Source organism: Janthinobacterium sp. SUN073, assembly GCF_030397665.1.
GTDB lineage: Bacteria > Pseudomonadota > Gammaproteobacteria > Burkholderiales > Burkholderiaceae_D > Janthinobacterium.
In genome coordinates, this window is sequence record NZ_JAPUBT010000001.1 from 323,725 (window position 1) to 347,754 (window position 24,030).

Sequence of the window (24,030 nt, forward strand, 5' to 3'; positions counted from 1 at the left end):
CGGCGGCAACGCCGGGGGACTACGGTGCTTACAGGTCCAGCAACAGGCGTGCAGGATCTTCCAGCGCTTCTTTCATCGCCACCAGGCCCAGGACGGCTTCGCGGCCGTCGATGATGCGGTGGTCGTAGGACATGGCCAGGTAGTTCATCGGACGTACCACGATCTGGCCGTTTTCGACCACGGCGCGGTCCTTGGTCGCATGCACGCCCAGGATGGCCGATTGCGGCGGGTTGATGATCGGGGTCGACAGCATGGAACCGAAGGTGCCGCCGTTCGAGATCGAGAACGTGCCGCCCGTCAGGTCGTCCAGGGTCAGCTTGCCTTCCTTGGCTTTCGCACCGAATTCACCGATTTTTTTCTCGATGTCGGCGATCGACAGCTGGTCCGCATTGCGGATGATAGGCACCACCAGGCCGCGTGGCGAACCGACAGCGATGCCGATGTCGAAGTAGCCGTGGTACAGGATGTCATTGCCATCAACGGAGGCATTGATGATCGGGTATTTTTTCAGGGCGGCGACGGCGGCCTTGACGAAGAAAGACATGAAGCCCAGCTTGACGCCGTGCTCTTTCTCGAACTTGTCCTTGTACTTGTTGCGCAGGTCGATGACCGGCTGCATGTTCACTTCATTGAACGTGGTCAGGATGGCGTTCGTCGATTGCGATTGCAGCAGGCGCTCGGCGATACGTGCGCGCAGGCGGCTCATCGGCACGCGCTCTTCCGGACGGTCGCCCAGGCTGGCGATGCTCGGCGTGGCGACTTGCTGCAGCGCTGGCTTGGCGGCGGCTGGCGCCAGTGGCGCGACAGCTGGCTTGGCGGAAGCGGCCAGGGCGTCGCCCTTGGTCACGCGGCCATCTTTGCCGGAACCGGCGACGTCGCCAGCGGACAGGCCTTTTTCGGACAGGATCTTGGCAGCGGCAGGCATGGCGACATCGCCTTTGGTCGCAGCGGCAGGTGCCGAAGCGGTCGATGCGTCTTGTGCGGCGGCAGCCAGGGCTGGTGCAGGCACGGTCGACACTTCCATCGGGCTGACCTTGGCCGAGCCGTCGGTGTCGATGATGGCGATGACTTCGCCGGCGACGACGGTGGCGCCGTCAGCCTTGATGATTTGAACGATCACGCCAGCGGCTGGCGCCGGCAGTTCCAGCACGACTTTATCGGTTTCGATATCGATCATGTTTTCGTCGCGCGCGACTGGTTCGCCGACTTTCTTGTGCCATGCCAGCAGGGTCGCTTCTGCAACCGATTCCGACAACTGGGGAACTTTAACTTCGATTTGTGCCATGTAAAACTCCGTTTATTTTGTTATTGCGGCGCCGCCCCTGCGTAGCAAGGGCGGCGCTCCGTCATGATGTATGCGAACAGGCGCCATGCGTAGACATGGCGCCCGTTATCCTGCCACTTACTTGGTCAGGATAAAACCCTTCAGCTTCGAGAATGCCGTTTCCAGCAGATCTTTTTGCTGGGCGTAGTGCTTGTCATAGTAACCGACAGCAGGCGACGCCGAAGCAGGACGGCCGGCGTAAGCCAGACGCTGACCCGATTCCAGGCCTTCGAAGATGTTGTGCTGGATCTGGAACCAGGCGCCCTGGTTTTGCGGCTCGTCCTGGGCCCATACGACTTCGACCAGGTTCGGGAACTTCTTCAGTTCAGCAGCGAACGACTTGTGCGGGAACGGATACAGCTGTTCCAGGCGCACGATGGCCGTGTCGGTCTGGCCGCGGGTCTTGCGTGCGTTGACCAGGTCGTAGTAGACCTTGCCCGAGCAGGCGACGACGCGCTTGACTTTCTTGGCATCGATTTTGTCGTCGACTTCGCCGATGACGGTCTGGAAACCACCCTTGGCCAGGTCGGTCAGCGGCGAACCGGCATCCTTGTTGCGCAACAGCGACTTCGGCGTCAGGATGACCAGCGGCTTGCGGAACTGGCGCACCATCTGGCGGCGCAGCAAATGGAAGATCTGCGCAGCCGTCGTCGGCTGCACCACTTGCATGTTGTTGTCTGCGCACAGTTGCAGGAAACGCTCAGGACGCGCGGACGAGTGCTCAGGACCCTGGCCTTCGTAACCGTGCGGCAGCATCATGACCAGGCCCGAAGCGCGGCCCCACTTCACTTCGCCGGAGCTGATGAATTGGTCGATTACCACTTGCGCGCCGTTGGCGAAGTCGCCGAACTGGGCTTCCCAGATCGTCAGCGTGTTCGGTTCAGCGGTCGAGTAGCCGTATTCGAAAGCCAGTACGGCTTCTTCGGACAGCACCGAGTCGATGACAGTGAACGGCGCCTGGTTGTCCGAGACGTTTTGCAGTGGAATGTAGGTACCGGCATCCCAGCGCTCGCGGTTCTGATCATGCAGGACGGCGTGGCGGTGCACGAAGGTGCCGCGGCCGGCATCCTGGCCCGTCAGGCGGATGGCGTAGCCGGACGAAACCAGCGATGCGTAGGCCAGGTGTTCGCCCATGCCCCAGTCCAGGTTCATTTCGCCACGACCCATGGTGCCACGGTCGCCCAGTACTTTTTCAACCAGCGAGTGGACCTTGAAGTCTTCCGGCACGGTGGTGATGCGGGTGGCCAGGCGTTTCAGTTCCGTCATCGGCACGGCGGTGTCGGCCGAGTCGGTCCATTTCTTGTTCAGGAACGGCAGCCAGTCGACAGCGTACTTGTTCTTGAAGTTCGAGATGACCGGATCGACGGTGTGCTTGCCGGCGTCCATGGCGTCGCGGAAAGCGGCCACCATCTTGTCGCCGCCATCGGCAGGGATCACGCCTTGCGCTACCAGCTTGTCCGCGTACAGCTTGCGGGTGCCTGGATGCTGGCCGATCTTCTTGTACATCAGTGGCTGCGTCAGTGCCGGCGTATCTTGCTCGTTGTGGCCAAGCTTGCGGTAGCAGATGATGTCGAGGACGATGTCCTTCTTGAATTCCATGCGGTAGTCGAGCGCGATTTGCGTCGCCAATACCACGGCTTCAGGATCATCGGCATTGATGTGCAGGACCGGTGCTTCGATCATCTTGACGACGTCCGAGCAGTACAGGGTCGAGCGTGCATCGCGCGGGTCCGAGGTGGTGAAACCGATCTGGTTGTTGATCACGATATGCACCGTGCCGCCCGTATGGTAGCCGCGGGTTTGCGCCAGATTCAGCGTTTCCATGACCACGCCCTGGCCGGCGAAAGCGGCATCGCCGTGCACCAGGATAGGCAGCACTTGCGCGCCCTGCGCATCGCCGCGGCGATCCATGCGGGCCTTGACGGAACCTTCGACCACAGGGTTGACGATTTCCAGGTGCGACGGGTTGAACGCCAGCGACAGGTGGACCGGGCCGCCTGCGGTGGAGATGTCCGACGAGAAGCCTTGATGGTACTTCACGTCGCCGGCAGGCAGGTCGTCGCCATGCTTGCCTTCGAATTCTTCGAACAGTTCCTGTGGCGCCTTGCCCAGGGTGTTCACGAGTACGTTCAGGCGGCCGCGGTGGGCCATGCCGATGACGATTTCCTGCACGCCTTTTTCGCCGGCGCGCTGGATGGTTTCATCCATCGAGGCGATGAAGGTTTCGCCGCCTTCCAGGGAGAAGCGCTTCTGGCCCACGTAACGGGTGTGCAGATAGCGTTCCAGGCCTTCAGCCGCGGTCAGGCGGTCGAGGATGTGGATTTTTTTCTCTGGGGTGAAATTCGGGGTGGAGCGGATCGATTCCAGTTTCTCTTGCAACCAGCGCTTTTCGGCCGGATCGGAGATGTACATGAATTCGGCACCGATCGAACGCGTGTAGGTGTCGCGCAGATAGTTCAGCAGATCGCGCAGGGTGGCGGTCTCGGGGCCAAAATAGGTATTGCTGATGTTGAACACGGTGTCCATGTCCGCGTCGGTGAAACCGTAGAAGCTCGGCTCGAGCTCAGGGATCATCGGACGTTCCTGGCGTTGCAGCGGATCCAGATTGGCCCAGTGCGAACCGAGGTAGCGGTAAGCGGCGATCAGTTGCGTAGCAGCAACACGTTTGCGGCCCATTTCAGCATCGAAGGAAGCGGTCACGGTGCGGATCGGACCTGCTTTTGCGCGCTCGGCGAACGAGGCGACGACGGAGGCATGCGCCACGTCAGGCTTGTTGCTGCCATCGACGGCAGGCACGTGCTGCATCGCGTCGAAGTAGGAGCGCCAGTTATCGGGTACCGAGCCTGGATTGTTCAGATACGCTTCGTACAGGTCTTCCACGTACGGAGCATTCCCACCAAACAGGTAGGAGTTGGTCGTTAATTGCTGCATATATTGCTCACCTTTCTTCGCGTTTCGCGAGGAATTAGCGGGTTAATCTAACCTTCCGCGACACGGCCTGACCGGTTAGCGGATTGCACATCAAGTTGTGGGGAAGGGCTTTTTTATTGCACCAGCATTCTGCATACCGTCATTTAGAATAGCACGCGGTATTGTAACGCAACAACGACAAGTTGAATTTTATTTGGCAAGCAAATGTAAGCTGGGTCCTTGATTTTCCCGGGCTTGCCAGCCTGTCACTGTTATGCTTACAACACATCGGCGGCCCTGCCGGCGTGCCGCTTGCGCCCGACTGGTCTGCCCGGCAACGGCGCCGCCGCGATGGCCGCCAGCCAATCGGCATCGCCGGCAAACCACTCGACCAGGAAGTCGAGCATGGTGCGCAGCAGCGGCGACATGTGCTGGCGCGAGGTGTAGATACCGTAGATGCCCATGTCCTGCGGCACGTAAGCGGGCAGCAGCTCCACCAGTTGCCCGCTGGCGATCAGCGGCGCGGCCGAATAGCGCGGCTGCATGGCGATGCCCGCCCCCGCCACCGTCGCCACCAGCAGCACCAGCGATTCATTCGCCGACAGGCGGCCGCTGACGGGGACAGTGAGCGCTTCCCCGTCGTGCGTGAACTGCCACAGGCTCTTGCCGAAATACGTATAGGTCAGGCAGTTATGCAGGGCCAGGTCTTGCGCGCGACGCGGCGTGCCGTGCGCCGCCAGATACGATGGTGCAGCGCACACCACCGAGGCGCAACTGGCCAGTTGGCGGGCGATCAGGTTCGGTTCGAGCGCGTTCGTGATGCGCAGCGCCAGGTCGATGCGCTGCTCCACCAGGTTGACGGCGCGGTTCTCCATCTGCAGGTCGACGGCGGCGCGCGGGTAGCGCCGCAGGTAAGCGGTCACTGCGCCAGCGAGCGCCGTCTGCGCCAGAGATTGCGAGCAGCTAATGCGCAGCAAACCGTGCGGCGTGTCGATCTCCCCGGGCGAGGCAACGGCCATGGCGCCGGCCACTTCCAGCATCTGTCGGCAGCGCGCCAGGGTCGCCTCGCCCGCATCCGTGAGGCTCAAACGACGCGTGGTGCGATGCAGCAGGCGCGCCCCCGCCCACTGCTCCATCTCGGCCAGGTAGCGCGTCACCATGGCACGCGACATGTCGAGCGCCTCGCTGGCGGCCACCATGCTGCCGCGCTCGGCGATGGCGACAAATACTTGTGCGGCGGTGATGCGGTCCATGCGGATACTCCCTTGATTCATCCGATCCATGCAACTAAGTATTGCAATCTACCCTATTTGTCGCATTTGGTCGAAAGGATAATATGCAGCAAGAGTATCGAATAGCGAAAGAATCCTATGCTGGCACGCGCCGCCCGCCCCTCCGGCACCCTTGACGCCTTCCGCCTGGACGTGCTGGGCTGCGCGCCGTCCACCTCGCTGTTGCTGAGCGGCATGGCGGATGCCATCCTGATCAACACCCAGTTCCTGCGCCACGATGCGGCGCAGTTAGCGCACACCATCACCGCCAGCGGCAAGCGCCTGACCACCATTTATATCAGCGCCGCCGAACCGCAAGCCTATTTCGGCCTGGGCGTATTGCAGCAAGCCTTTCCGCAAGCCCACATCCTCGCCAGCGGCGCCACCGTCGAGGCGATCCGCCGCCAGGCCGGTGCCAGGGTCGCCCACTGGGGCGGCATCCTCAAGCACAATGCGCCGCGCTGCATCGTCATGCCCCAGCCCTATGAGGGCGACAGTCTGCAACTGGAGGGCCGGCACATTGCGCTGCGCCAGCTGGAAGCGGCATTCAACTGACACAGCCCGCCTTATAGGGCCAGCAGGAAGCGCTCATACTCTTGCGCGCTGCGCGCCAGCCGCCCGGCATAACCCACCTCCTTCGGCCCGTCTTCCGCGCCATAGAAGGCAAAGAAGCGGCGGTTGTCGGCGCCGATATACGCCAGAGTGACATCGAACGGCGCCAGCAACTGCGCCAGGGTGACGTTCCACTTGCCTTGCGGCGTGAAGTCCTCCTCGCGGATCCCTGCCGTCACGGCCAGCGCCACCTTGCGGCCCTGGAAGGCGTCGCCGCCCGTGCCGTAGGCCCATCCATACGCCAGCACCTCATCGAGCCACTGCTTCATCAAGGGTGGACAGTTGAACCAGTACACGGGGAACTGCAAGACCACATTGGCGTGCGCCTCCACCAGCGCCTGTTCGCGCGCCACGTCGATCTTTCCATCCGGATAAGCCTGATGCACATCATGGATGGTGTAGCGCTCGGGATACCGCGCCAGTTCCTGCAGCCAGCGCTTGTTGGCCACCGAGGTGGCGACGGAGGGATGGAAGACGATTACGAGGGTTTTCATCATGCTGCTTTCCTGAAGTGAAATGGACGCACCGGCCCCACACTCTCAGGAAAGCAGGCAAGCCGGTACCCTGCCCCGTGGCGCGCGGTCGCGCCCCCCGGGGACAGAAACAGCATAGCCATCGCGAGTACTTTTCACAAGTACGCACATTTACTACCCATACAGTAAGAAAAGTAAGTAATATAACTGCAAGAAAGTAGCCCGCCATGCGCCTCCGGATCACACTGGCTGATGCCGTTCGCCCCACTCGCACAAGGTATGCAGCACCGGGATCAGCGATATCCCCTTGCTGGAGAGCGAATACTCTACCTTGGGTGGCACTTGCGGGTATTCCTTGCGCACGATCAGTGCATCGGCTTCCAGTTCCTTCAGGACGACGCTGAGGGTCTTGAAGGCGATGCCATCGAGATGCCGCTTGAGTTCGTTATGCCGCAGCACGGTGTTTTCCGCGAGCGCGTACAGGATCAGCATCTTGTATTTGCCGCCGATCAGCGACAAGGTGTAGCCAAATGCCGTATCGGCCAGGGCCACGCCGCTGGGGGCGCATGTTTCTTCGTTCATCGCGTTCTACTTCTTGGTTGCCAGGGCTGAGCCTCATAGCCTAGCAGCTTTGCGTTGCGTCAGCCATGCCAGGCGCACATAAAAAAAGCGAGCCATCAGGCTCGCTTTTTTGCGCCAGGCAGCAAGGCCCGGCAGGAACAATACGCCGTAACTTAGGCGCGCTTGTCCAGTGGCAGTACTTCGCGCGTGGTCGAACCGACGAACAGCTGGCGCGGACGGCCGATTTTTTGCTCTGGGTCGGCGATCATTTCGTTCCACTGGGCGATCCAGCCGATCGTACGGGCCATAGCGAAGATACCGGTGAACAGCGACACAGGGATGCCCAGCGCCGATTGCACGATGCCCGAGTAGAAGTCGACGTTCGGGTAGAGTTTGCGCGACACGAAGTAGTCGTCGTTCAGTGCAATCTTTTCCAGTTCCATCGCCAGCTTGAACAGCGGGTCATCTTGCAGACCCAGTTCTTGCAGCACTTCGTAGCAGGTTTCACGCATCAGCTTGGCGCGTGGATCGAAGTTCTTGTACACGCGGTGGCCAAAGCCCATCAGCTTGACGCCGGAGTTCTTGTCCTTGACTTGCTCGATGAAGGCAGGGATGTTCTCGACGGTGCCGATTTCTTTCAGCATGTTGAGTGCCGCTTCGTTGGCGCCGCCGTGGGCAGGGCCCCACAGGCAGGCGATACCGGCAGCGATACAGGCGAACGGGTTGGCGCCCGACGAACCGGCCAGACGGACGGTCGAGGTCGATGCGTTTTGCTCGTGGTCCGCGTGCAGGATCAGGATGCGGTCCAGGGCGCGCACCAGCACGTCGTTGACCTTGTACTCTTCGCACGGATTAGCGAACATCATGTGCATGAAGTTGGCGCTGTACGACAGGTCGTTGCGTGGGTACACGAACGGCTGGCCGACCGAGTACTTGTAGGTCATGGCGACCAGGGTTGGCATCTTGGCGATCAGGCGGATGGCCGACACTTCGCGGTGACGCGGGTCGTTGATGTCGAGCGAATCATGGTAGAACGATGCCAGCGCGCCGACGGTGCCCACCAGGACCGACATCGGATGCGCGTCGCGGCGGAAACCACGGAAGAAGAATTGCATCTGTTCGTGCACCATCGTGTGCTTGGTGACGGTGTCGACGAACTTGGCTTTCTGCGCCGCGTTCGGCAGTTCGCCGTTCAGCAACAGGTAGCACGATTCCATGAAGTCGGCGTTGACGGCCAACTGTTCGATCGGGTAACCACGGTACAGCAGCTCGCCCTTGTCGCCGTCGATGTAGGTGATCGACGAGTTGCAGGCGGCCGTCGACATAAAGCCTGGGTCGTAGGTGAACTTGCCGCTACCGGCGTACAGTTTGCGGATGTCGATGACGTCCGGGCCAACCGTGCCTTTGTAGATTGGAAATTCAAGCGATGGGCTGCCATCGGAGAACGACAGGGTAGCTTTTGTGTCAGAGATATTCATGGGCTCTTCCTTCTCGGGAGTGAGTCGAAATTAAAATCAAAAATTCTGGCTGCAATTCGCACCGCACTCGGCAGTGCTACAGCGCGCCACTCGCACCGTTTGCAATATATCGCCCAGGCGTCTAGGCAATGCGCAGTCGTTGCAGCAGTGCGCGCACATGCGGCAGATCGACTTCGCCTTCCGGCTCTTTACGGGCCAGTACCAGATCCATTAACGCATTGTCCGATAAATCCAGCAAACGCGTCAGCGCGTCAACTTCTTCATCGGTCAATTCGGTTTCATACGCATCGAGAAAACGGGTCAGGATAATGTCGTTTTCCAGCAGGCCACGGCGTGAACGCCAGCGCAGGCGGGCGCGGTTGGCCGGGTCGGCCTGATGCGAGGACAAAATTGATTCTGTCATTTGGTTTACCACCTTACGGGTGCCTTGCGGCACGGTACTGCTTTGCAGGCGCCGCCTGCAGGCAAGAGAGGATACCCTCTTCCCGCAAACGGCGCCCGGCGGACGCGATCAGACGAATCAGATCGCGCGGCGGACCATCAATTCCTTGATCTTGCCGATCGCCTTGTTCGGGTTCAAGCCTTTAGGGCAGACGTCGACGCAGTTCATGATCGAATGGCAGCGGAACAGGCGGTACGGGTCTTCCAGGTTGTCCAGACGCGCGCCGGTGGCTTCGTCGCGCGAATCGGCGATGAAGCGGTAGGCTTGCAGCAGGCCGGCCGGGCCGACGAATTTGTCCGGATTCCACCAGAACGACGGGCACGACGTGGAGCAGCATGCGCACAGGATGCACTCGTACAGGCCATCGAGTTCTTCACGCTGTTCCGGCGACTGCAGGCGCTCTTTTTCAGGCGGGATCGAATCGTTGATCAGGAAAGGCTTGATCGAATCGTACTGCTTGAAAAATTGCGTCATGTCGACGATCAGGTCGCGGATGACCGGCAAACCTGGCAACGGACGCAGCACGATAGGCTCCGACAGTTCGTTCAGGTTGGTGGTGCATGCCAGGCCGTTCTTGCCGTTGATGTTCATCGCGTCCGAACCGCACACGCCTTCGCGGCACGAGCGGCGCAGGGCCAGCGAGTCATCGACGTCCGCCTTGATGCGCTGCAGTGCGTCGAGCAGCATCTTGTCGGTGTCTTTCAGTTCGACCGTCAGGTCTTGCATGTACGGCTTGGCATCCTGGTCAGGATCGTAGCGGTAGATTTTGAATTTGAGAGTGCGTGCCATGGTATAGCCTTAGAAAGTACGTGGTTTCGGTTTGAAGGTATCAACCGTCAGCGGCTTGGTCACGACTGGCTTGTATGCCAGTCGGTTGCCTTCCGAATACCACAGAGTGTGCTTCATCCAGTTGTCGTCGTCACGTTGCGGATAGTCGTCCTGGGCGTGGGCGCCGCGCGATTCCTTGCGGGCTGCTGCCGAAACGATGGTCGCTTTCGCCGTTTCGATCAGGTTGTCCAGTTCCAGCGCTTCCACACGGGCTGTGTTGAAGACCATCGATTTATCCTTGAAGGAGACGTGCTTGCGGCGCTCGTCGAGCTTCATGATTTCTTCGACGCCCTTGTTCAGCATCTCGTCGGTACGGAACACGCCACAGTACTTCTGCATCGTTGCGCGGATGTCGTTCGCCACGCCCTGCACGGTTTCCGTGCCGGTCGAGTTTTCCAGGCGCGCCAGGCGGCCCATGGCAAATTCGGCGGCATCGGCTGGCAAAGGCTTGTTTTCCTTGGCTTTCAGGCCGCTGTTGACGATGTGGTTGCCGGCCGCGCGGCCGAAGACCACCAGGTCGAGCAGCGAGTTCGTGCCCAGGCGGTTGGCGCCGTGCACCGAAACGCAGGCGCATTCGCCGATCGCGTACAGGCCGTTGACGACTTGCGCCGAATTATCCGGACCGGTCGGGGTGACGACCTGGCCGTGGATGTTCGTTGGAATGCCGCCCATCTGGTAGTGAATCGTCGGCACGACAGGAATCGGTTCCTTGGTGGCGTCGACGTTGGCGAACTTGTGGCCGATTTCCAGAATCGACGGCAGGCGCTTGGCGATGGTGTCGGCGCCGATATGGCGCAGGTCCAGCATCACGTGGTCCTTGTTCGGACCGCAGCCGCGGCCTTCCTTGATTTCCTGGTCCATCGAACGCGAGACGAAATCGCGCGGCGCCAGATCCTTCAGGGTCGGCGCATAGCGCTCCATGAAGCGTTCGCCTTCGCTATTGATCAGGATGCCGCCTTCGCCGCGCACGCCTTCGGTGATCAAGACGCCCGCGCCGGCCACGCCGGTCGGGTGGAATTGCCAGAATTCCATGTCTTGCAGCGGCAGGCCGGCGCGTGCCGCCATGCCCATGCCGTCGCCCGTGTTGATGAAGGCATTCGTCGAGGCGGCGAAGATGCGGCCTGCGCCGCCCGTAGCCATGACCGTCGTCTTTGCTTCCAGGATCATGCATTCGCCGGTTTCCATTTCCAGCGCCACAACACCAATCACGTCGCCTTCGGCGTCACGGATCAGGTCGATTGCCATCCATTCGACGAAGAAGTGCGTACGCGCACGCACGTTGCGCTGGTACAGCGTGTGCAACAGGGCGTGACCGGTACGGTCGGCTGCCGCGCAAGCGCGCTGCACCGGCTTCTCGCCGAAGTGGGCCGTGTGGCCGCCGAAGGGACGCTGATAGATGGTGCCGTCGGGGTTGCGGTCGAATGGCATGCCGAAGTGTTCCAGTTCGTACACGACTTTCGGTGCTTCACGGCACATGAATTCGATGGCATCCTGGTCGCCCAGATAGTCGCCACCCTTGACGGTGTCGAACATGTGCCAGAACCAGTTGTCTTCGGCCATGTTGCCGAGCGACGCGCCGATACCGCCCTGCGCTGCCACGGTGTGCGAGCGGGTCGGGAACACTTTCGACAGGACTGCGACGTTCAGACCGGCTTCAGCCAGTTGCAACGACGCGCGCATGCCGGAACCGCCGGCGCCAACGATGACCGCATCAAAGCGGCGGGTAGGGATTGCAGATTTATATGCTGCCACGATTACACACTCCAGAGTATCTGTACCGTCCAGCCGGCACAAGCGATCAACCACAGCATGGTGGCAATTTGCAGGGTCAGACGGAGGCCAGCGCTTTTCACGTAGTCCATCCAGATGTCGCGTACGCCGACCCATGCGTGGTAGAACAGGGCGACGAAAGTCACCAAGCTGAACAATTTAAACCACTGCTGTGCGAACAAACCAGCCCAGCCTTCATAGCTGAAGTTGCTGCCAGTCAAGAAAGAAATCAGCAGGATGGCGACATAAGCCACCATGACGATGGCGGTGACGCGTTGCGCCAGCCAATCGCGCAAGCCGTAATGGGCACCGACGACGAGGCGTTTCGGTCCGATGTTATTGTCTGCCATTAAAATACTCCAAACAGTTTCAAAGCGACCAATGCCGTCAACACCACGCTCACGATCAGCACGGACGTCGCGGTCTTGCGTGCCGAATCTTTTTCGATGGCAACGTGCACATCCATGAACAGGTGGCGGATGCCGGCGCAGAAGTGGTGCAGGAAGGCCCAGACCAGAGCCAGGGTGATCAGCTTGACGAACCAGTGCGAGGCGATGCCCTGGAAGTAAGCGTAGGACATTTCGGAACGCAAGCTCTGTTCCAGCATGTACAGGATGCAGGGCAGCAGGGCGAACATGATGAAACCGCTGATGCGATGCAGGATCGAGACGATGGCGCCGACAGCCATGCGGTAGTTCGACAATTCGGTAACATGAATGTTACGGAATTCCGGCCGTTCTTTTTTTGGTACTTCTCTTACGGCTTCAGACATAACAAAAACCTCCCCTTGATAACTAAATATTGAAGCGAAGCCGCGATTTTCGCCGATTTTCGCAACCCACACCAATATCTATTGTTGCATATAACCAAAATGGTTTTTTACTACAAAATATCGCGCTACTTTCCGTAGTTCACGTAATTTAATTACAGAATCGCCGGCAAAGCACGGCCCGCCGGAGCGGGCCATGCTTTAGCTGCGCTTTCTGTTGTCTCCGCTGCCCGCCTTGCGGCAGGCATCTTGCAAGCGATGCACTTCAGCCTTGCTGCTTGTCCGGGCACCCGCAGGCACCCCGCCGCTTCAGCTGAGTTCATTCTGATAATGATGACGACTGGTCAGATACAAGCCGCGGCGCAGTTCGACCGGCTTGTCGCCGTAGGTAAACGACACGCGCTCGGAACTGAGCAAGGGCGTGCCGAGGTCGATATTTAACAATTGCGCGGCGCCCGCGTCGGCGCACACGGCGCGGATCTGCTCGGACGCACGGATCATGCGCGTGCCGAATTCCGTTTCGAACAGGCCGTACATGGGTCCCTTGTATTCCACCAGGCGCTCGGCCGTCAGACCCTTGAAGATCAGGCCGGGCAGCCACAGCTCCTCGACGATGGTCGGCACGCCGTCGAAATACTGCACTCGCTTGATGAAGATGACGGCGTCGCCGGACTTCAGATCCATCAGGCGCGCCACGTCGGCCGGCGCGCGCACGCGCTTGACTTCGATAAATTTACTTTCGGGATAATGCGGCACGCCTTCGTCCGGCACCAGGCGCAGGAAGCGGAAATGCGCGCGCGCCTCATGGTGGGTGGAAACGAAGGTGCCCTTGCCCTGGCGGCGCATGACGAGGTTCTCGGCCGCCAGTTCGTCGATGGCCTTGCGCACCGTGCCCTGACTGACCTTGAAGCGCCCTGCCAGCTCGACTTCACTGGGAATGAGCTCGCCCGGCTTCCACTCGCCCGATTGCAGGCTCTGCGTGATGAGCGCCTTGATCTGCTGGTACAGGGGACTGAAGGTGGGCGAAGCGCTGGCGACGAGCATTGCCGCCGTAGTGGTCGTAGTGGTATTGGTGCTGGCCACCACGGTGACGGGCGTGCTGGCCGCTGCGGCGACGGGCGTGGCCGGGGTGCCCGCGGTCGGACTGACCGCCCCGCTTGCAGCAGTGGCATTATTGGTCAGATTGGACGAGGCGGAATTCATAGTCCGACATTTCAACACAAATCACTGCCCGCGTCCAGTAAAACACTCGTAGTTATCTGTCTTATATAAGACATAAGATATGATTGACAGATACAGATCGGGAGCCTAAACTGCCTTCGATAAAACTTGTGAGCCAGCGTTTTATGTTGTCGGCCAGCCACTCTGGCCTCGTGCAGCACGAGCGTGACGGCAGCGTACACCAGCAATTCGGTGGCGCGTGCCGGTTTTGGTATCATTATAGTTTTTCCGGATAAGCGTAAGCCCAGCTTCAAGCCCGTTTTCTTTCCCACTTTGGAGATTCATCATGGCTAAAACCCCAATGCGTGTTGCAGTGACCGGCGCCGCCGGCCAGATCGGCTACGCCCTGTTGTTCCGCATCGCCAATGGCGACATGCTCGGCAAAGACCAGCCTGTCATCTTGCAACTGCTTGAAATCCCGGACGAAAAAGCCCAGAAGGCGCTCAAGGGCGTGATGATGGAAATCGACGACTGCGCCTTTCCGCTGCTGACGGAAATGACCGCCCACTCCGATCCGCTGACCGCATTCAAGGATGTCGATGTGGCCGTACTGGTTGGCGCGCGTCCACGCGGCCCAGGCATGGAACGCAAGGACCTGCTGGAAGCGAACGCCCAGATCTTCACGGTACAAGGCAAGGCGCTCGACGCCGTCGCTTCGCGCAATGTCAAAGTCCTGGTGGTCGGCAACCCTGCCAATACCAACGCTTATATCGCCATGAAATCGGCACCGTCGCTGCCGGCGAAAAACTTCACCGCCATGCTGCGCCTGGACCACAACCGCGCGCTGTCGCAAGTCGCTGCCAAGACCGGCACCGCCGTCAAGGATATCGAGAAGCTGACCGTCTGGGGCAACCACTCGCCAACCATGTACGCCGATTACCGTTTCGCCACCGTCAACGGCAAGGCCGTCAAGGACCTGATCAACGACCAGGAATGGAATGCCAACACCTTCCTGCCGACCGTCGGCAAGCGCGGCGCGGCCATCATCGAAGCGCGCGGCCTGTCGTCGGCAGCGTCGGCAGCGAACGCCGCCATCGACCACATCCATGACTGGATGCTGGGCACGGCTGGCAAGTGGACCACCATGGGCGTACCTTCCGATGGCTCGTATGGCATCCCTGAAGGCACCGTGTTCGGCTTCCCGGTCACCACCGACAACGGTGAGTACACCATCGTTCAAGGTCTGGAAATCGATGCATTCTCGCAAGAGCGCATCAACCTGACCCTGAAAGAACTGACCGAAGAGCGCGAAGGCGTGAAACACCTGCTGGCATAAATCCAGTATTGGCGGCGCGGCCTGAGCGCCGCCCGCCAAGAAGGCCGCCCCGCGAGATTCGCGGCGCGGCTGTTTTATCAAGTAGTTTTTACCTGCAGAAATGCCTTAAGCATGCACCCTTCCGAGGTTTTATTCCAAGGCAAACGCCAGCCGCTGTTGCTCGCCGCCTGCGACCACTACGCCGGCTCTGAAAAGCTGATGCGTAAATCGATTGCTTTGCAACAAGAGCTTGGGCCCCTGTTCGACATCACGTTCGACTGCGAAGACGGCGCCAGCGCCGGCAATGAAGAGTCCCACGCCCACATGATCGCCGGCCTGCTGGCCAGCGACGAGAACCAGTTCAACCGCATCGGCGTGCGCGTGCACGACGTCGACAGCCCGTTTTTCGCGCGCGACGTGGAAATCATCTGCGCCGCCGCGGCCCGCCTGGCCTACATCGCCGTGCCCAAGGTGGGCGGCGTGCAGGACGCCATGCTGGCCATCGACCTGATCAACCTGCACGCGCGCCGCGCCGGCCGCGACAACCTGCCCGTGCACGTCCTGATCGAGACGCATGGCGCACTGCGCGACGCCTACGCCATCGCCGCCCTGCCCCAGGTCGAATGCCTGTCCTTCGGCATCATGGATTTCGTTTCGGCCCATTACGGCGCCATTCCCGCCGCCGCCATGCGCACGCCGGGCCAGTTTACGCACCCGCTGGTGGTGCGCGCCAAGCTCGAAGTGGCGGCCGCCTGCCACGCGCACGGCAAGGTGCCGTCGCATAATGTGACGACGGACGTGCGCGATTCGGCCGTGGTGGCGAATGACGCCCAGCGCGCAACGGCCGAGTTCGGCTACACGCGCATGTGGAGCATCCACCCGGACCAGATCAAGCCCATCATCAAGGCCTTTACGCCGCGCCTGTCCGAAGTCAACGAGGCCAGCAACATCCTCAATGAAGCGCTGCGCGCCAACTGGGGACCGATTGCGCAAAATGGCCGCTTGCATGACCGCGCCAGCTACCGATATTATTGGACCGTTTTACAACGCGCCAAACTGGCGGGCCTGGGCCTGCCCGAGGCGGCCGCTGCATTACTCAACGCCCCCTCTTCCAGCACCACTGAAAACTGACAGGAATTACACGATGTCCCTCTCCAAATTAGCCATTGCCTGCAGCGTCGCGCTGGGCGCCATGACCCTCACGCTGGCGCCAGCCAGCTTCGCCGCCACGGCAGAGGCAAATCCCAAGGCAGTCAAGGCCAAGCCAAAGGCCAAGACCACCAAGGCCAAGGCGGCAGCCAAGGAAGCCCATCCGCTCGCCATGTCGGTCGCCGACAAGGAAGAAGCCGATGAACCGAGCACCACAGGCTCGGCCTCCACCGATTTCAATTGTGAACTTGGTAATAAAATTACCATCTACACCAATGCTACTGACGACAAACACATCGCCCTGCGCTGGAAGAAGCGCCTGCACCGTCTGAGCCGCGTTGGCACCACCACCGGCGCCAACCGCTTCGAGAACCGCTTGTACGGCCTGGTCTGGATCGGCATCCCGGCCAAAGGCATGCTGCTCGATTCCAAGCAAGGCCGCCAGTTGGCCAATGAATGCAAGGATGCGGAGCAAGCCAAGCCGGCGGCGGTGCTGGAAGCGGCGCCTTCGCTGGGCGTCTTGCCAGTCACCGGCGGCTGATGTGCGTAGCAAGGGCCTCTTCGGGGGCTCAGTCATGTTTTGTAATTTGAATCATCAATAAATAGACGATACCCAACAAGGAGAGGTCATGTCCCGCAACACTCTGAACACGCTCAAGGACTTTAATATTTCGGATAGCAAGAAGGGCAAGCTGTATTCCCTGCCGGCACTGGAAAAAAGCCTGGGCATCAATGTCTCCCGCCTGCCAGTGTCGATTCGCATCGTGCTCGAATCGGTATTGCGCAACTGCGACGGCAAAAAAGTCACCGAAGAACACGTCAAGCAATTGGCGAGCTGGGGCCCGACCGCCGAGCGCACCGACGAGATCCCGTTCGTAGTGGCGCGCGTCGTGCTGCAAGACTTCACCGGCGTGCCCCTGCTGGCCGACCTGGCTGCGATGCGCAACGTGGCCGCCAAGATGGGTATCAACGCCAAGAAGATCGAACCGCTGGTGCCGGTCGACCTGGTGGTCGACCACTCGGTGACCATCGATCACTACCGCGAAAAGAAAGCGCTGGACCTGAACATGAAACTGGAATTCTCGCGTAACAACGAGCGTTACCAGTTCATGAAATGGGGCATGCAGGCATTCGACACCTTCGGCGTCGTGCCACCAGGCTTCGGCATCGTCCACCAGGTCAACCTGGAATACCTGGCACGCGGCGTGCACCACGCAGGCAAGAAAGCCGGCGACGTGTACTACCCTGACACCCTGGTCGGCACCGACTCGCACACCACCATGATCAACGGCATCGGCGTGGTCGGCTGGGGCGTGGGTGGCATCGAGGCGGAAGCGGGCATGCTGGGCCAACCGGTCTACTTCCTGACGCCTGACGTGATCGGCGTGAACCTGACCGGCGCGCTGCGCGAAGGCTGCACCGCCACCGATCTGGTGCTGACCATCACCGAATTGCTGCGCAAAGAGAAAGTCGTCGGCAAGTTCGTCGAATTCTTCGGCGAAGGCACCGAATCGCTGACCCTGACGGACCGCGCGACGATCGCCAACATGGCACCGGAATACGGCGCGACCATGGGCTTCTTCCCGGTCGACGACGCGACCATCGATTACTTCAAGGGCACCGGCCGCAGCAAGGCTGAAATCGCCGCGTTCGAAAGCTACTTCAAGGCGCAAAACCTGTACGGCATTCCAAAAGCGGGCGACATCGACTACACCCGCGTGGTGGAACTGAACCTGGCGTCGGTCGCACCGTCGCTGGCCGGCCCGAAACGCCCGCAAGACCGTATCGAAATCGGCAACGTCAAGGCGAACTTCGCCGAACTGTTCGCCAAGCCAACCACGGAAAACGGCTTCAACAAGAATCCAGCCGACCTGAACGCCGTGTACGAAACGACGAATGGCGTGAAAGTGTCGAACGGCGACGTGCTGATCGCCGCGATCACTTCGTGCACCAACACCTCGAACCCGAGCGTGATGCTGGCTGCCGGCCTGCTGGCCAAGAAAGCCGTCGAAGCCGGCCTGAAAGTCGCTCCACACATCAAGACCTCGCTGGCTCCTGGCTCGCGCGTCGTGACCGAGTACCTGACGGCTGCCGGCCTGCTGCCGTACCTGGAAAAACTGGGCTTCGGCGTGACCGCCTACGGCTGCACCACCTGTATCGGCAATGCGGGCGACCTGACGCCTGAGCTGAACGCCGCCATCGCCACGCACGACATCGTCGCGTCGGCCGTGCTGTCGGGCAACCGCAACTTCGAAGCGCGTATTCACCCGAACATCCGCTCGAACTTCCTGGCTTCGCCACCGCTGGTCGTCGCTTACGCCATCGCCGGCAACATGACGCGCGACCTGATGACGGAACCTGTCGGCAAGGGCAAGGGCGGCAAGGACGTCTACCTGGGCGACATCTGGCCGACCTCGGCTGAAGTGTCGGCCATGATGAAGTTCGCCATGAACGCCAAGGTGTTCAAGGACAACTACGCGGACGTCAAGGGCGCGCCAGGCAAGCTGTGGGAAAAAGTCACCACCGTCTCCGGTCAAGTCTACAACTGGCCGAAATCGACCTACATCGCTGAACCACCGTTCTTCGACAATTTCTCGATGACGCCAGCGGCAGTGGCCACCGGCATCGAAGGCGCGCGCGCACTGGGCGTGTTCGGCGATTCCATCACCACCGACCACATCTCGCCAGCCGGCTCGATCCAGGAAAACGGCCCTGCAGGCAAATGGCTGAAGGAAAACGGCGTCCTGAAAGCGGACTTCAACTCCTACGGCTCGCGTCGCGGTAACCATGAAATCATGATGCGCGGCACGTTCGCCAACGTGCGCATCAAGAACCGCATGATCCCTGCGAAAGCGGACGGTTCGGCGGTCGAAGGCGGCATCACGATCCACCAGCCTTCCGGCGAAGAAATGTCGATCTACGACGCAGCGATGAAGTATGTTGCTGAAGGCACGCCAACCATGGTCTTCGGCGGCGAAGAGTACGGTACGGGCTCGTCGCGCGACTGGGCCGCCAAGGGCACCCAGCTGCTGGGCGTGAAAGCCGTGATCACCCGTTCGTTCGAGCGTATTCACCGCTCGAACCTGGTGGGCATGGGCGTGCTGCCGCTGCAATTCATCGGCGACGACAGCGTGCAAACCCTGGGCATCACCGGCAATGAAACCTTCGACCTGAAAGGCCTCGAAGGCGAAATCAAGCCACAGCAACTGGCTACCCTGGTGATCCACCGCGCCGACGGCACCAGCGTCGACGTGAAAGTGCTGCTGCGCATCGATACGCCGATCGAAGTCGATTACTACAAGCATGGCGGTATCCTGCCATTCGTATTGCGTCAACTGCTGGCCGAGTAATCAGCCCAGCTGTGAGGCAAGATAAGAGCGCCGGTTTCGACCGGCGCTTTTTTTTCGTCCTGCTGCCCCGTTTTTACTTGAATTTTCGACTATTGGCATGATCTAAGAACAGCTTACGTATTGCGTGCGGCCGAATCCTCTACAATACGGTTATAAGGGTTTATCATTGTTTGACTGATCCATTTTTTTCACTTTCCGAGACTCTTATCCCGCTATGCGTCGTCCTTCCAAAGATTCATCCCATAAACTGACTGCCGACAGCCAGCGCCTGGTCACCTTTGCCCAGGCGATCGTACAGGCAGCCAGCCGTCTCGAAGAGCGGTCCTGGGAACACAGCCTGGATACGCAGCTCCAGAAATTACTCAAAACCGGCCACCAGGACACCATCGACAACACCCTGGGCAGCCTGTTCAAGGAAGACTTGAACGCCTACGACGTGCTGATGGACTGCGTTGAAGCCGTCAGCGAATCGACCGTCATCACGCATGAAGACGTGCGTTACGACGCCCTGCTGGTCGCCGTGCCCATCCTCGCGTGGACGCGCTTTTCCATCGCTTCCGGTGCCATGGCCGGCGATGCGCACGGCGTATTGTCCGCGCATTTTGCCGCCCACCTGCTGGCCGACGGCACGAAGATGGCCATGGCGCCGACCCTGTACTCGATCGACCAGCTGCCGCGCAGCCACGTCGAGACCTATGTCAAGACGCAGAAGCTGGCACTGGCCGCGCTGAAAGGCACGGCCGTCAAGCCCTCAAGCAAAGAGGCGGAAACGGCGCCCTTCCTGGCCGACACGCGCTACCTGCTGGTGGCCGTGGTGGCCCCAAGCGGCGCCCCCCTGTTCCGCTGGCAGACGCCATCGAGCCAGCTCGACTTCATCGCCGAGCGCAGCGCCGCCCTGGAACAATGGCGCACGCAGGCGACGCCGACCATCGCCCGCCTGTTGCCCGGCTGCGGCCTGGAACTGCTGCTACCGGAAGCGTACTACGTGGCTTGCCGCGAAGCGGACAAGCTGATACGCCCCGTCTCCGTGCGCGCCGCCGTGCACTACCTGACGCACACCTTGGCCGTCGAGCCGTCGGAACTGCGCGCCGTCATCGCCGGCTTCGGCGAAGAAGCGGCCGATAGCCAGGTCGACGAGTACCGCATCGCCTTCACCCTGCGCCAGACGCCGGACGTCATCTACGGCATCGTCTGGCCCCTGTACGGCCAGGAAGACGAGGATGGCACGCCGATCGAAGGCCTGATCCAGGTCGGCATCGCCGCGCTGGACAAGCAAAAGACGCCCGTCGATGAAATCATCGAGCACCTGAACGCCGCCGGCGTGACGCAGATCAAGCGCCACGCGGAACGTTTTGTCGGCGAATACTGCGACGATTGCGGCGCACCTTTGTTTGCCGACCCGGTCGGTGAGCTGGCGCATGCGGAAATGCCCGAGGATACGCCGCAAGGCACGGAGCACTTCCACTAAATCGTACAGACGTAAAAAAGGCGGAACCGAGGTTCCGCCTTTTTGCATTGCACGCCGCGTTTATCGCCAAATCACCACTGTGAAAACGGGTGGCGGATCAGGTTTGCGTTGTAGTAGCGCGCATCGCCCGACACTTCCACGCCGATCCACTCGGGCTTCTCGAATGCCTGGTCTTCCGAAGCCAGTTCGATCTCGGCCACGATCAAACCCGCATTCGCGCCCAGAAACTCGTCGACTTCCCACACCATGCCCGCGTGCTCGATGCGGTGGCGGACCTTTTCGATCAGCGGCTGTTCGCACAGACCGTCGAGCAATTCGACGGCGTCGGCCAGCGGAATCGGATACTCCCACTCGCCGCGTGTCGCGCCCACGTTCGCGCCCTTGATGGTCAGCATCGCCTGTTCGCCCTCGATGCGCACGCGCACCACGCGCTCGCGCGCGGACGACAGATAGCCCTGGCGCAGCAGCACCGCCTGGCCCATGCCGCGCCAGGCATCGCCTGCCAGCAAAAATTTACGCTCGATCTCGACGCCCATGATCAACGCCGTTCAATCCAGCGACAGCAAGATAGGCTGCAGCATGGCTGCGCCCAGGGCCGCGCTGCGCGCGCCGTTCCAGCCCACGCTTGGGTCAGGCAAGTCGGCGTTTTCCTTGAACGGCATTTCCAGGGTCAGCGCCAGGCAGCCGAAGTGGTGGCCGATGTATTTCGACGCCAGGGTCAGCATGTCCGACTTGTACTTGCTGGCCGCGTAGCCGAACTTGTCCTGGAAGTCAGGGCTGGCCTGCTTGTAGCGCTCGATGAAAGCTTTCTGGTGCGCCGCCTGGGCCGGCGTGAAGTTTTCCAGCATTTCGTTACCGGCCACGAAGTTGTACGGCAACGCTTCATCGCCGTGGATGTCGAAGAACATGTCGACGCCCGTTTCGTGGATCTTGTTTTTCACGCACAGCACTTCCGGGCTGGACGCCAGCGAAGGCGTCATCCATTCGCGGTTCAGGTTGGCGCCAGCCGCATTCGTGCGCAGGTTGCCGCGGATGGAACCGTCCGGGTTCATGTTCGGCACGATATGGAACACGGCGCGCTGCAAGAGCTTGCGCGCGATCGGATTGGCGTCGTCGAGCAGCGAGTCGATCAAGCCTTCGACGAACCATTCGGCCATCGATTCGCCCGGATGCTGGCGCGCGATGACCCAGATTTTCTTTTCCGCCTGCGGGTTGCCGATGGTGACCATATTCATGTCGCGGCCGTCGACCGTGCTGCCCAGGTCGGATACGCGCGCCAGCGGATGCTCGGCCACTTCGCCCAGCAGGCGCAGATGGCGTTCCCACGAATACGGTTCGAAATACGCGTAGTACACGCTGTCGAGTTCCGGCGTATGCGAAATCGTCATGACCTGGCCGTCGAATGCGGTCGGCACGCGGAACCAATTTTCGCTGTCGTAGCTGGCCACGGCCTGGTAGTCTTCATAGCCGGCCGGATACGTGGCCTGGCCCGCGTTCAGGATGCGCAGCGTGCATGCCTGGTCCCGCGCGCCCTGCAGGCGGAAGTGGAACCACTGATGGATGTCGGCGTGGCTATCCTTGCGCAAGTTCAGGTCGATGGCACCCGCGCTGGTGGCGCTTACCACCTCGATGGCGCCCGAGTCGAAGTTCTGGCTGATTTTAATGGTCATGTAATGATCCCGTCCAAGTGTAAGAGTTCCGGCGTCGCCTCGTGGGCTACCGCCGTCGCGCTAAAAACGCAGTGTAAGCTATCCCGCTATTTTCCGCCCTTTGGCCCCGTTCGCAAAGCCTGGGCGGGCGATTTATGCACCAATCCGGGGCATCGATGGCAAAGCGCCAGGCAAAAGGGCAAAAAATCGGTGCTCTGTCGCATCGACCGGACAAAAAACCGAATTGTAACAATGCCAGACACATTGGCAGCCCATCGCCATCCTATAATTCTTGCTTTCATTGAGTCGCCAGGAAAGAGTCGTGGACAAGAAGTTGACCAATATTCAGGAAAGAAAGTTACGCGAGGCCCAGGCGCGCCGCGAGCACATCATCGACGTCGTCAAAGATCTCATCAAGAAGGGCGGCGCGCGCGCCGTCTCCATCCGCAAAGTGGCCGAAGCGGCCGGTTTTTCCACCACCGTCGTGTACGCCCTGTTCCGCGACAAGGCCACCCTGATCGCCCAGGCCATGGACAAGGACTTGCTGGAACTGGTGCGCGCCATGCGTGCCGCCTGTGCCAACAGCATTGACCCATGGGAACGCATCAGCCTGGTCGGCCGCGCCTACATCGAGTACGGCTTCCAGCATCCGGACGAATACTCGCTGATCTTCATGGAGCTGCGTCCGCACGCGGAAATCGACGCCGTCGAAGTGGAACACGGCAATATCGAGCAGGACCCGTACGCTTATGCCTTGCACCTGTTCGGCGAACTGGCACAGGCGGGCAAGGTGCGCCAGGACGAGCCGGCGCTGCACACGATGACGCAAATCTTTTGGCAAGCACTGCATGGCCTCGTGTCGCTGCGCATCGTCATGGATGCGGGCGACCCATGGACGCCGCACCCGGAAATGCATGCGCATATCGACGACTTGCTGGCTGTCGTCACGCAAGGTATCCGCCTGCGCTTTGCGCCGGCTGCCTGACGCTTGATCCAGCGCAAACCGTCTCGACGCCAAAAGCGGACAGTGGAGTGATGCCGCCTGCGCTGGTGCAGCGCGGCCCGCGCGAAGGAGGGCGACATGAACGAAGCCTATGCCACGGACCTGCTTGACAAACAGCAAAGCGCGAACAATGCTGTAAGGATGGAAGCGCGCCTGACAAAACTCGAAACGGATCGGGAACATGACCGGCAATGGTTCAAGACCCTGGAACAGCGTCTTGGCGAAGGCCTCGACAAGGTGCGCACGGAATTGCGCGACGAATCACAGCTGCTGCGTGCCGACCTGACGCAATTTCGCGGCGATTTGCGCGGCGACTGCCACGCCCTACGCACTGAACTGGGCGACATCCGCAAGCACATGCATACCCACTTCCTGTGGTTCATGGGCATACAGGCCACCACCACGTTTGCCCTGCTGGGCCTGGGCGCCAAGGCGCTGCATCTGTATTGAATAGTGAAAAGGCAGGCGCGGTGCCGCACCGCCCTGCCCCTATCTGC

At 60.7% G+C, this 24,030-nt stretch carries 22 protein-coding genes; 8 read left to right on the forward strand and 14 right to left on the reverse strand.

Going from position 1 to position 24,030, the window contains the following annotated elements; translation table 11 throughout:
- Nucleotides 1–28 precede the first annotated feature (28 nt).
- The 3 genes from odhB to O0882_RS01625 form a co-directional block, all read right to left on the reverse strand.
- A complete protein-coding gene (gene odhB / locus O0882_RS01615) occupies nucleotides 29–1,285 on the reverse strand; it encodes a 2-oxoglutarate dehydrogenase complex dihydrolipoyllysine-residue succinyltransferase (RefSeq protein ID WP_289944815.1) in 1,257 nt (418 codons plus the stop codon).
- Between the two features lie 117 nt (nucleotides 1,286–1,402).
- Nucleotides 1,403–4,255 carry a 2-oxoglutarate dehydrogenase E1 component gene (locus O0882_RS01620; protein WP_289944817.1) on the reverse strand — a complete coding sequence of 951 codons (2,853 nt, stop codon included), beginning with the start codon at nucleotides 4,253–4,255 and terminating at the stop codon, nucleotides 1,403–1,405.
- Between the two features lie 257 nt (nucleotides 4,256–4,512).
- Nucleotides 4,513–5,487 (reverse strand): LysR family transcriptional regulator, encoded by a 975-nt coding sequence (locus O0882_RS01625; protein ID WP_289944819.1) that lies wholly within the window; start codon nucleotides 5,485–5,487, stop codon nucleotides 4,513–4,515.
- 117 nt (nucleotides 5,488–5,604) lie between these two features.
- Between O0882_RS01625 and O0882_RS01630 the strand changes: the two genes are divergently transcribed.
- Complete coding sequence (locus O0882_RS01630; RefSeq protein ID WP_289944821.1) at nucleotides 5,605–6,060, forward strand: hypothetical protein; 456 nt, start codon at nucleotides 5,605–5,607, stop codon at nucleotides 6,058–6,060.
- Nucleotides 6,061–6,071: 11 nt separating this feature from the next.
- On the opposite strand, the gene O0882_RS01635 is transcribed toward O0882_RS01630, so the two are convergent.
- The 9 genes from O0882_RS01635 to O0882_RS01675 all read right to left on the reverse strand — a co-directional run bounded on the left by O0882_RS01635 (nucleotide 6,072) and on the right by O0882_RS01675 (nucleotide 13,641).
- Nucleotides 6,072–6,614: an NAD(P)H-dependent oxidoreductase gene (locus O0882_RS01635; protein WP_289944822.1), complete on the reverse strand. Its 543-nt coding sequence runs from the start codon at nucleotides 6,612–6,614 to the stop codon at nucleotides 6,072–6,074.
- 216 nt (nucleotides 6,615–6,830) lie between these two features.
- The gene (locus O0882_RS01640) at nucleotides 6,831–7,172 is read right to left on the reverse strand and encodes a helix-turn-helix domain-containing protein (protein ID WP_289944823.1); all 342 of its coding nucleotides are present in this window, start codon (nucleotides 7,170–7,172) and stop codon (nucleotides 6,831–6,833) included.
- Nucleotides 7,173–7,324: 152 nt separating this feature from the next.
- Nucleotides 7,325–8,629 (reverse strand): citrate synthase, encoded by a 1,305-nt coding sequence (gene gltA, locus O0882_RS01645; protein ID WP_101482189.1) that lies wholly within the window; start codon nucleotides 8,627–8,629, stop codon nucleotides 7,325–7,327.
- Nucleotides 8,630–8,750: 121 nt separating this feature from the next.
- Nucleotides 8,751–9,032: a succinate dehydrogenase assembly factor 2 gene (locus tag O0882_RS01650; protein ID WP_034752073.1), complete on the reverse strand. Its 282-nt coding sequence runs from the start codon at nucleotides 9,030–9,032 to the stop codon at nucleotides 8,751–8,753.
- A gap of 117 nt (nucleotides 9,033–9,149) precedes the next feature.
- Entirely contained in the window at nucleotides 9,150–9,860 is a 711-nt protein-coding gene (locus O0882_RS01655) for a succinate dehydrogenase iron-sulfur subunit (protein ID WP_034752075.1), read from the reverse strand.
- Between the two features lie 9 nt (nucleotides 9,861–9,869).
- On the reverse strand, nucleotides 9,870–11,651 hold the full coding sequence (sdhA, locus tag O0882_RS01660) for a succinate dehydrogenase flavoprotein subunit (RefSeq protein WP_096236929.1): 1,782 nt from the start codon (nucleotides 11,649–11,651) through the stop codon (nucleotides 9,870–9,872).
- A gap of 2 nt (nucleotides 11,652–11,653) precedes the next feature.
- Nucleotides 11,654–12,019 carry a succinate dehydrogenase, hydrophobic membrane anchor protein gene (gene sdhD, locus O0882_RS01665; RefSeq protein WP_034752078.1) on the reverse strand — a complete coding sequence of 122 codons (366 nt, stop codon included), beginning with the start codon at nucleotides 12,017–12,019 and terminating at the stop codon, nucleotides 11,654–11,656.
- Nucleotides 12,019–12,441 (reverse strand): succinate dehydrogenase, cytochrome b556 subunit, encoded by a 423-nt coding sequence (gene sdhC, locus O0882_RS01670; RefSeq protein ID WP_289944834.1) that lies wholly within the window; start codon nucleotides 12,439–12,441, stop codon nucleotides 12,019–12,021. Before sdhC ends, sdhD begins: the two co-directional genes overlap by 1 nt.
- Before the next feature lie 306 nt (nucleotides 12,442–12,747).
- Nucleotides 12,748–13,641: a GntR family transcriptional regulator gene (locus tag O0882_RS01675; RefSeq protein WP_289944836.1), complete on the reverse strand. Its 894-nt coding sequence runs from the start codon at nucleotides 13,639–13,641 to the stop codon at nucleotides 12,748–12,750.
- A 304-nt stretch (nucleotides 13,642–13,945) separates the two neighbouring features.
- Between O0882_RS01675 and O0882_RS01680 the strand changes: the two genes are divergently transcribed.
- The 5 genes from O0882_RS01680 (at nucleotide 13,946) to O0882_RS01700 (ending at nucleotide 20,881) form a co-directional block, all read left to right on the forward strand.
- Nucleotides 13,946–14,935 (forward strand): malate dehydrogenase, encoded by a 990-nt coding sequence (locus tag O0882_RS01680; RefSeq protein ID WP_034789110.1) that lies wholly within the window; start codon nucleotides 13,946–13,948, stop codon nucleotides 14,933–14,935.
- Nucleotides 14,936–15,046: 111 nt separating this feature from the next.
- Complete coding sequence (locus O0882_RS01685) at nucleotides 15,047–16,045, forward strand: aldolase/citrate lyase family protein (RefSeq protein WP_289944837.1); 999 nt, start codon at nucleotides 15,047–15,049, stop codon at nucleotides 16,043–16,045.
- 13 nt (nucleotides 16,046–16,058) lie between these two features.
- Nucleotides 16,059–16,604, forward strand: coding sequence for a hypothetical protein (locus O0882_RS01690; RefSeq protein WP_289944838.1), 546 nt, complete (start codon nucleotides 16,059–16,061; stop codon nucleotides 16,602–16,604).
- Between the two features lie 88 nt (nucleotides 16,605–16,692).
- Nucleotides 16,693–19,413 carry an aconitate hydratase AcnA gene (gene acnA / locus O0882_RS01695; RefSeq protein WP_289944839.1) on the forward strand — a complete coding sequence of 907 codons (2,721 nt, stop codon included), beginning with the start codon at nucleotides 16,693–16,695 and terminating at the stop codon, nucleotides 19,411–19,413.
- Between the two features lie 214 nt (nucleotides 19,414–19,627).
- Entirely contained in the window at nucleotides 19,628–20,881 is a 1,254-nt protein-coding gene (locus O0882_RS01700; RefSeq protein ID WP_289944840.1) for a DUF2863 family protein, read from the forward strand.
- A gap of 71 nt (nucleotides 20,882–20,952) precedes the next feature.
- Here the strand turns inward: O0882_RS01700 and O0882_RS01705 are convergent, their stop codons facing one another.
- Both O0882_RS01705 and O0882_RS01710 read right to left on the reverse strand, forming a co-directional pair.
- On the reverse strand, nucleotides 20,953–21,417 hold the full coding sequence (locus tag O0882_RS01705) for a CYTH domain-containing protein (RefSeq protein WP_289944843.1): 465 nt from the start codon (nucleotides 21,415–21,417) through the stop codon (nucleotides 20,953–20,955).
- Between the two features lie 12 nt (nucleotides 21,418–21,429).
- Complete coding sequence (locus O0882_RS01710; RefSeq protein ID WP_096236951.1) at nucleotides 21,430–22,551, reverse strand: M14-type cytosolic carboxypeptidase; 1,122 nt, start codon at nucleotides 22,549–22,551, stop codon at nucleotides 21,430–21,432.
- A 301-nt stretch (nucleotides 22,552–22,852) separates the two neighbouring features.
- On the opposite strand from O0882_RS01710, the gene O0882_RS01715 reads away from it, so the two are divergent.
- Together O0882_RS01715 and O0882_RS01720 are read left to right on the forward strand one after the other, a co-directional pair.
- Entirely contained in the window at nucleotides 22,853–23,515 is a 663-nt protein-coding gene (locus O0882_RS01715; protein ID WP_289944844.1) for a TetR/AcrR family transcriptional regulator, read from the forward strand.
- A gap of 96 nt (nucleotides 23,516–23,611) precedes the next feature.
- Nucleotides 23,612–23,983 (forward strand): hypothetical protein, encoded by a 372-nt coding sequence (locus O0882_RS01720; RefSeq protein ID WP_289944846.1) that lies wholly within the window; start codon nucleotides 23,612–23,614, stop codon nucleotides 23,981–23,983.
- Nucleotides 23,984–24,030: the final 47 nt, after the last annotated feature.

Coding starts and splice junctions, on each gene's coding strand:
- odhB (WP_289944815.1), bottom strand. CDS start 1,285: ATGGCACAAATCGAAGTTAAAGTTCCCCAGTTGTCGGAATCGGTTGCA.
- O0882_RS01620 (WP_289944817.1), bottom strand. CDS start 4,255: ATGCAGCAATTAACGACCAACTCCTACCTGTTTGGTGGGAATGCTCCG.
- O0882_RS01625 (WP_289944819.1), bottom strand. CDS start 5,487: ATGGACCGCATCACCGCCGCACAAGTATTTGTCGCCATCGCCGAGCGC.
- O0882_RS01630 (WP_289944821.1), top strand. CDS start 5,605: ATGCTGGCACGCGCCGCCCGCCCCTCCGGCACCCTTGACGCCTTCCGC.
- O0882_RS01635 (WP_289944822.1), bottom strand. CDS start 6,614: ATGATGAAAACCCTCGTAATCGTCTTCCATCCCTCCGTCGCCACCTCG.
- O0882_RS01640 (WP_289944823.1), bottom strand. CDS start 7,172: ATGAACGAAGAAACATGCGCCCCCAGCGGCGTGGCCCTGGCCGATACG.
- gltA (WP_101482189.1), bottom strand. CDS start 8,629: ATGAATATCTCTGACACAAAAGCTACCCTGTCGTTCTCCGATGGCAGC.
- O0882_RS01650 (WP_034752073.1), bottom strand. CDS start 9,032: ATGACAGAATCAATTTTGTCCTCGCATCAGGCCGACCCGGCCAACCGC.
- O0882_RS01655 (WP_034752075.1), bottom strand. CDS start 9,860: ATGGCACGCACTCTCAAATTCAAAATCTACCGCTACGATCCTGACCAG.
- sdhD (WP_034752078.1), bottom strand. CDS start 12,019: ATGGCAGACAATAACATCGGACCGAAACGCCTCGTCGTCGGTGCCCAT.
- sdhC (WP_289944834.1), bottom strand. CDS start 12,441: ATGTCTGAAGCCGTAAGAGAAGTACCAAAAAAAGAACGGCCGGAATTC.
- O0882_RS01675 (WP_289944836.1), bottom strand. CDS start 13,641: ATGAATTCCGCCTCGTCCAATCTGACCAATAATGCCACTGCTGCAAGC.
- O0882_RS01680 (WP_034789110.1), top strand. CDS start 13,946: ATGGCTAAAACCCCAATGCGTGTTGCAGTGACCGGCGCCGCCGGCCAG.
- O0882_RS01685 (WP_289944837.1), top strand. CDS start 15,047: ATGCACCCTTCCGAGGTTTTATTCCAAGGCAAACGCCAGCCGCTGTTG.
- O0882_RS01690 (WP_289944838.1), top strand. CDS start 16,059: ATGTCCCTCTCCAAATTAGCCATTGCCTGCAGCGTCGCGCTGGGCGCC.
- acnA (WP_289944839.1), top strand. CDS start 16,693: ATGTCCCGCAACACTCTGAACACGCTCAAGGACTTTAATATTTCGGAT.
- O0882_RS01700 (WP_289944840.1), top strand. CDS start 19,628: ATGCGTCGTCCTTCCAAAGATTCATCCCATAAACTGACTGCCGACAGC.
- O0882_RS01705 (WP_289944843.1), bottom strand. CDS start 21,417: ATGGGCGTCGAGATCGAGCGTAAATTTTTGCTGGCAGGCGATGCCTGG.
- O0882_RS01710 (WP_096236951.1), bottom strand. CDS start 22,551: ATGACCATTAAAATCAGCCAGAACTTCGACTCGGGCGCCATCGAGGTG.
- O0882_RS01720 (WP_289944846.1), top strand. CDS start 23,612: ATGAACGAAGCCTATGCCACGGACCTGCTTGACAAACAGCAAAGCGCG.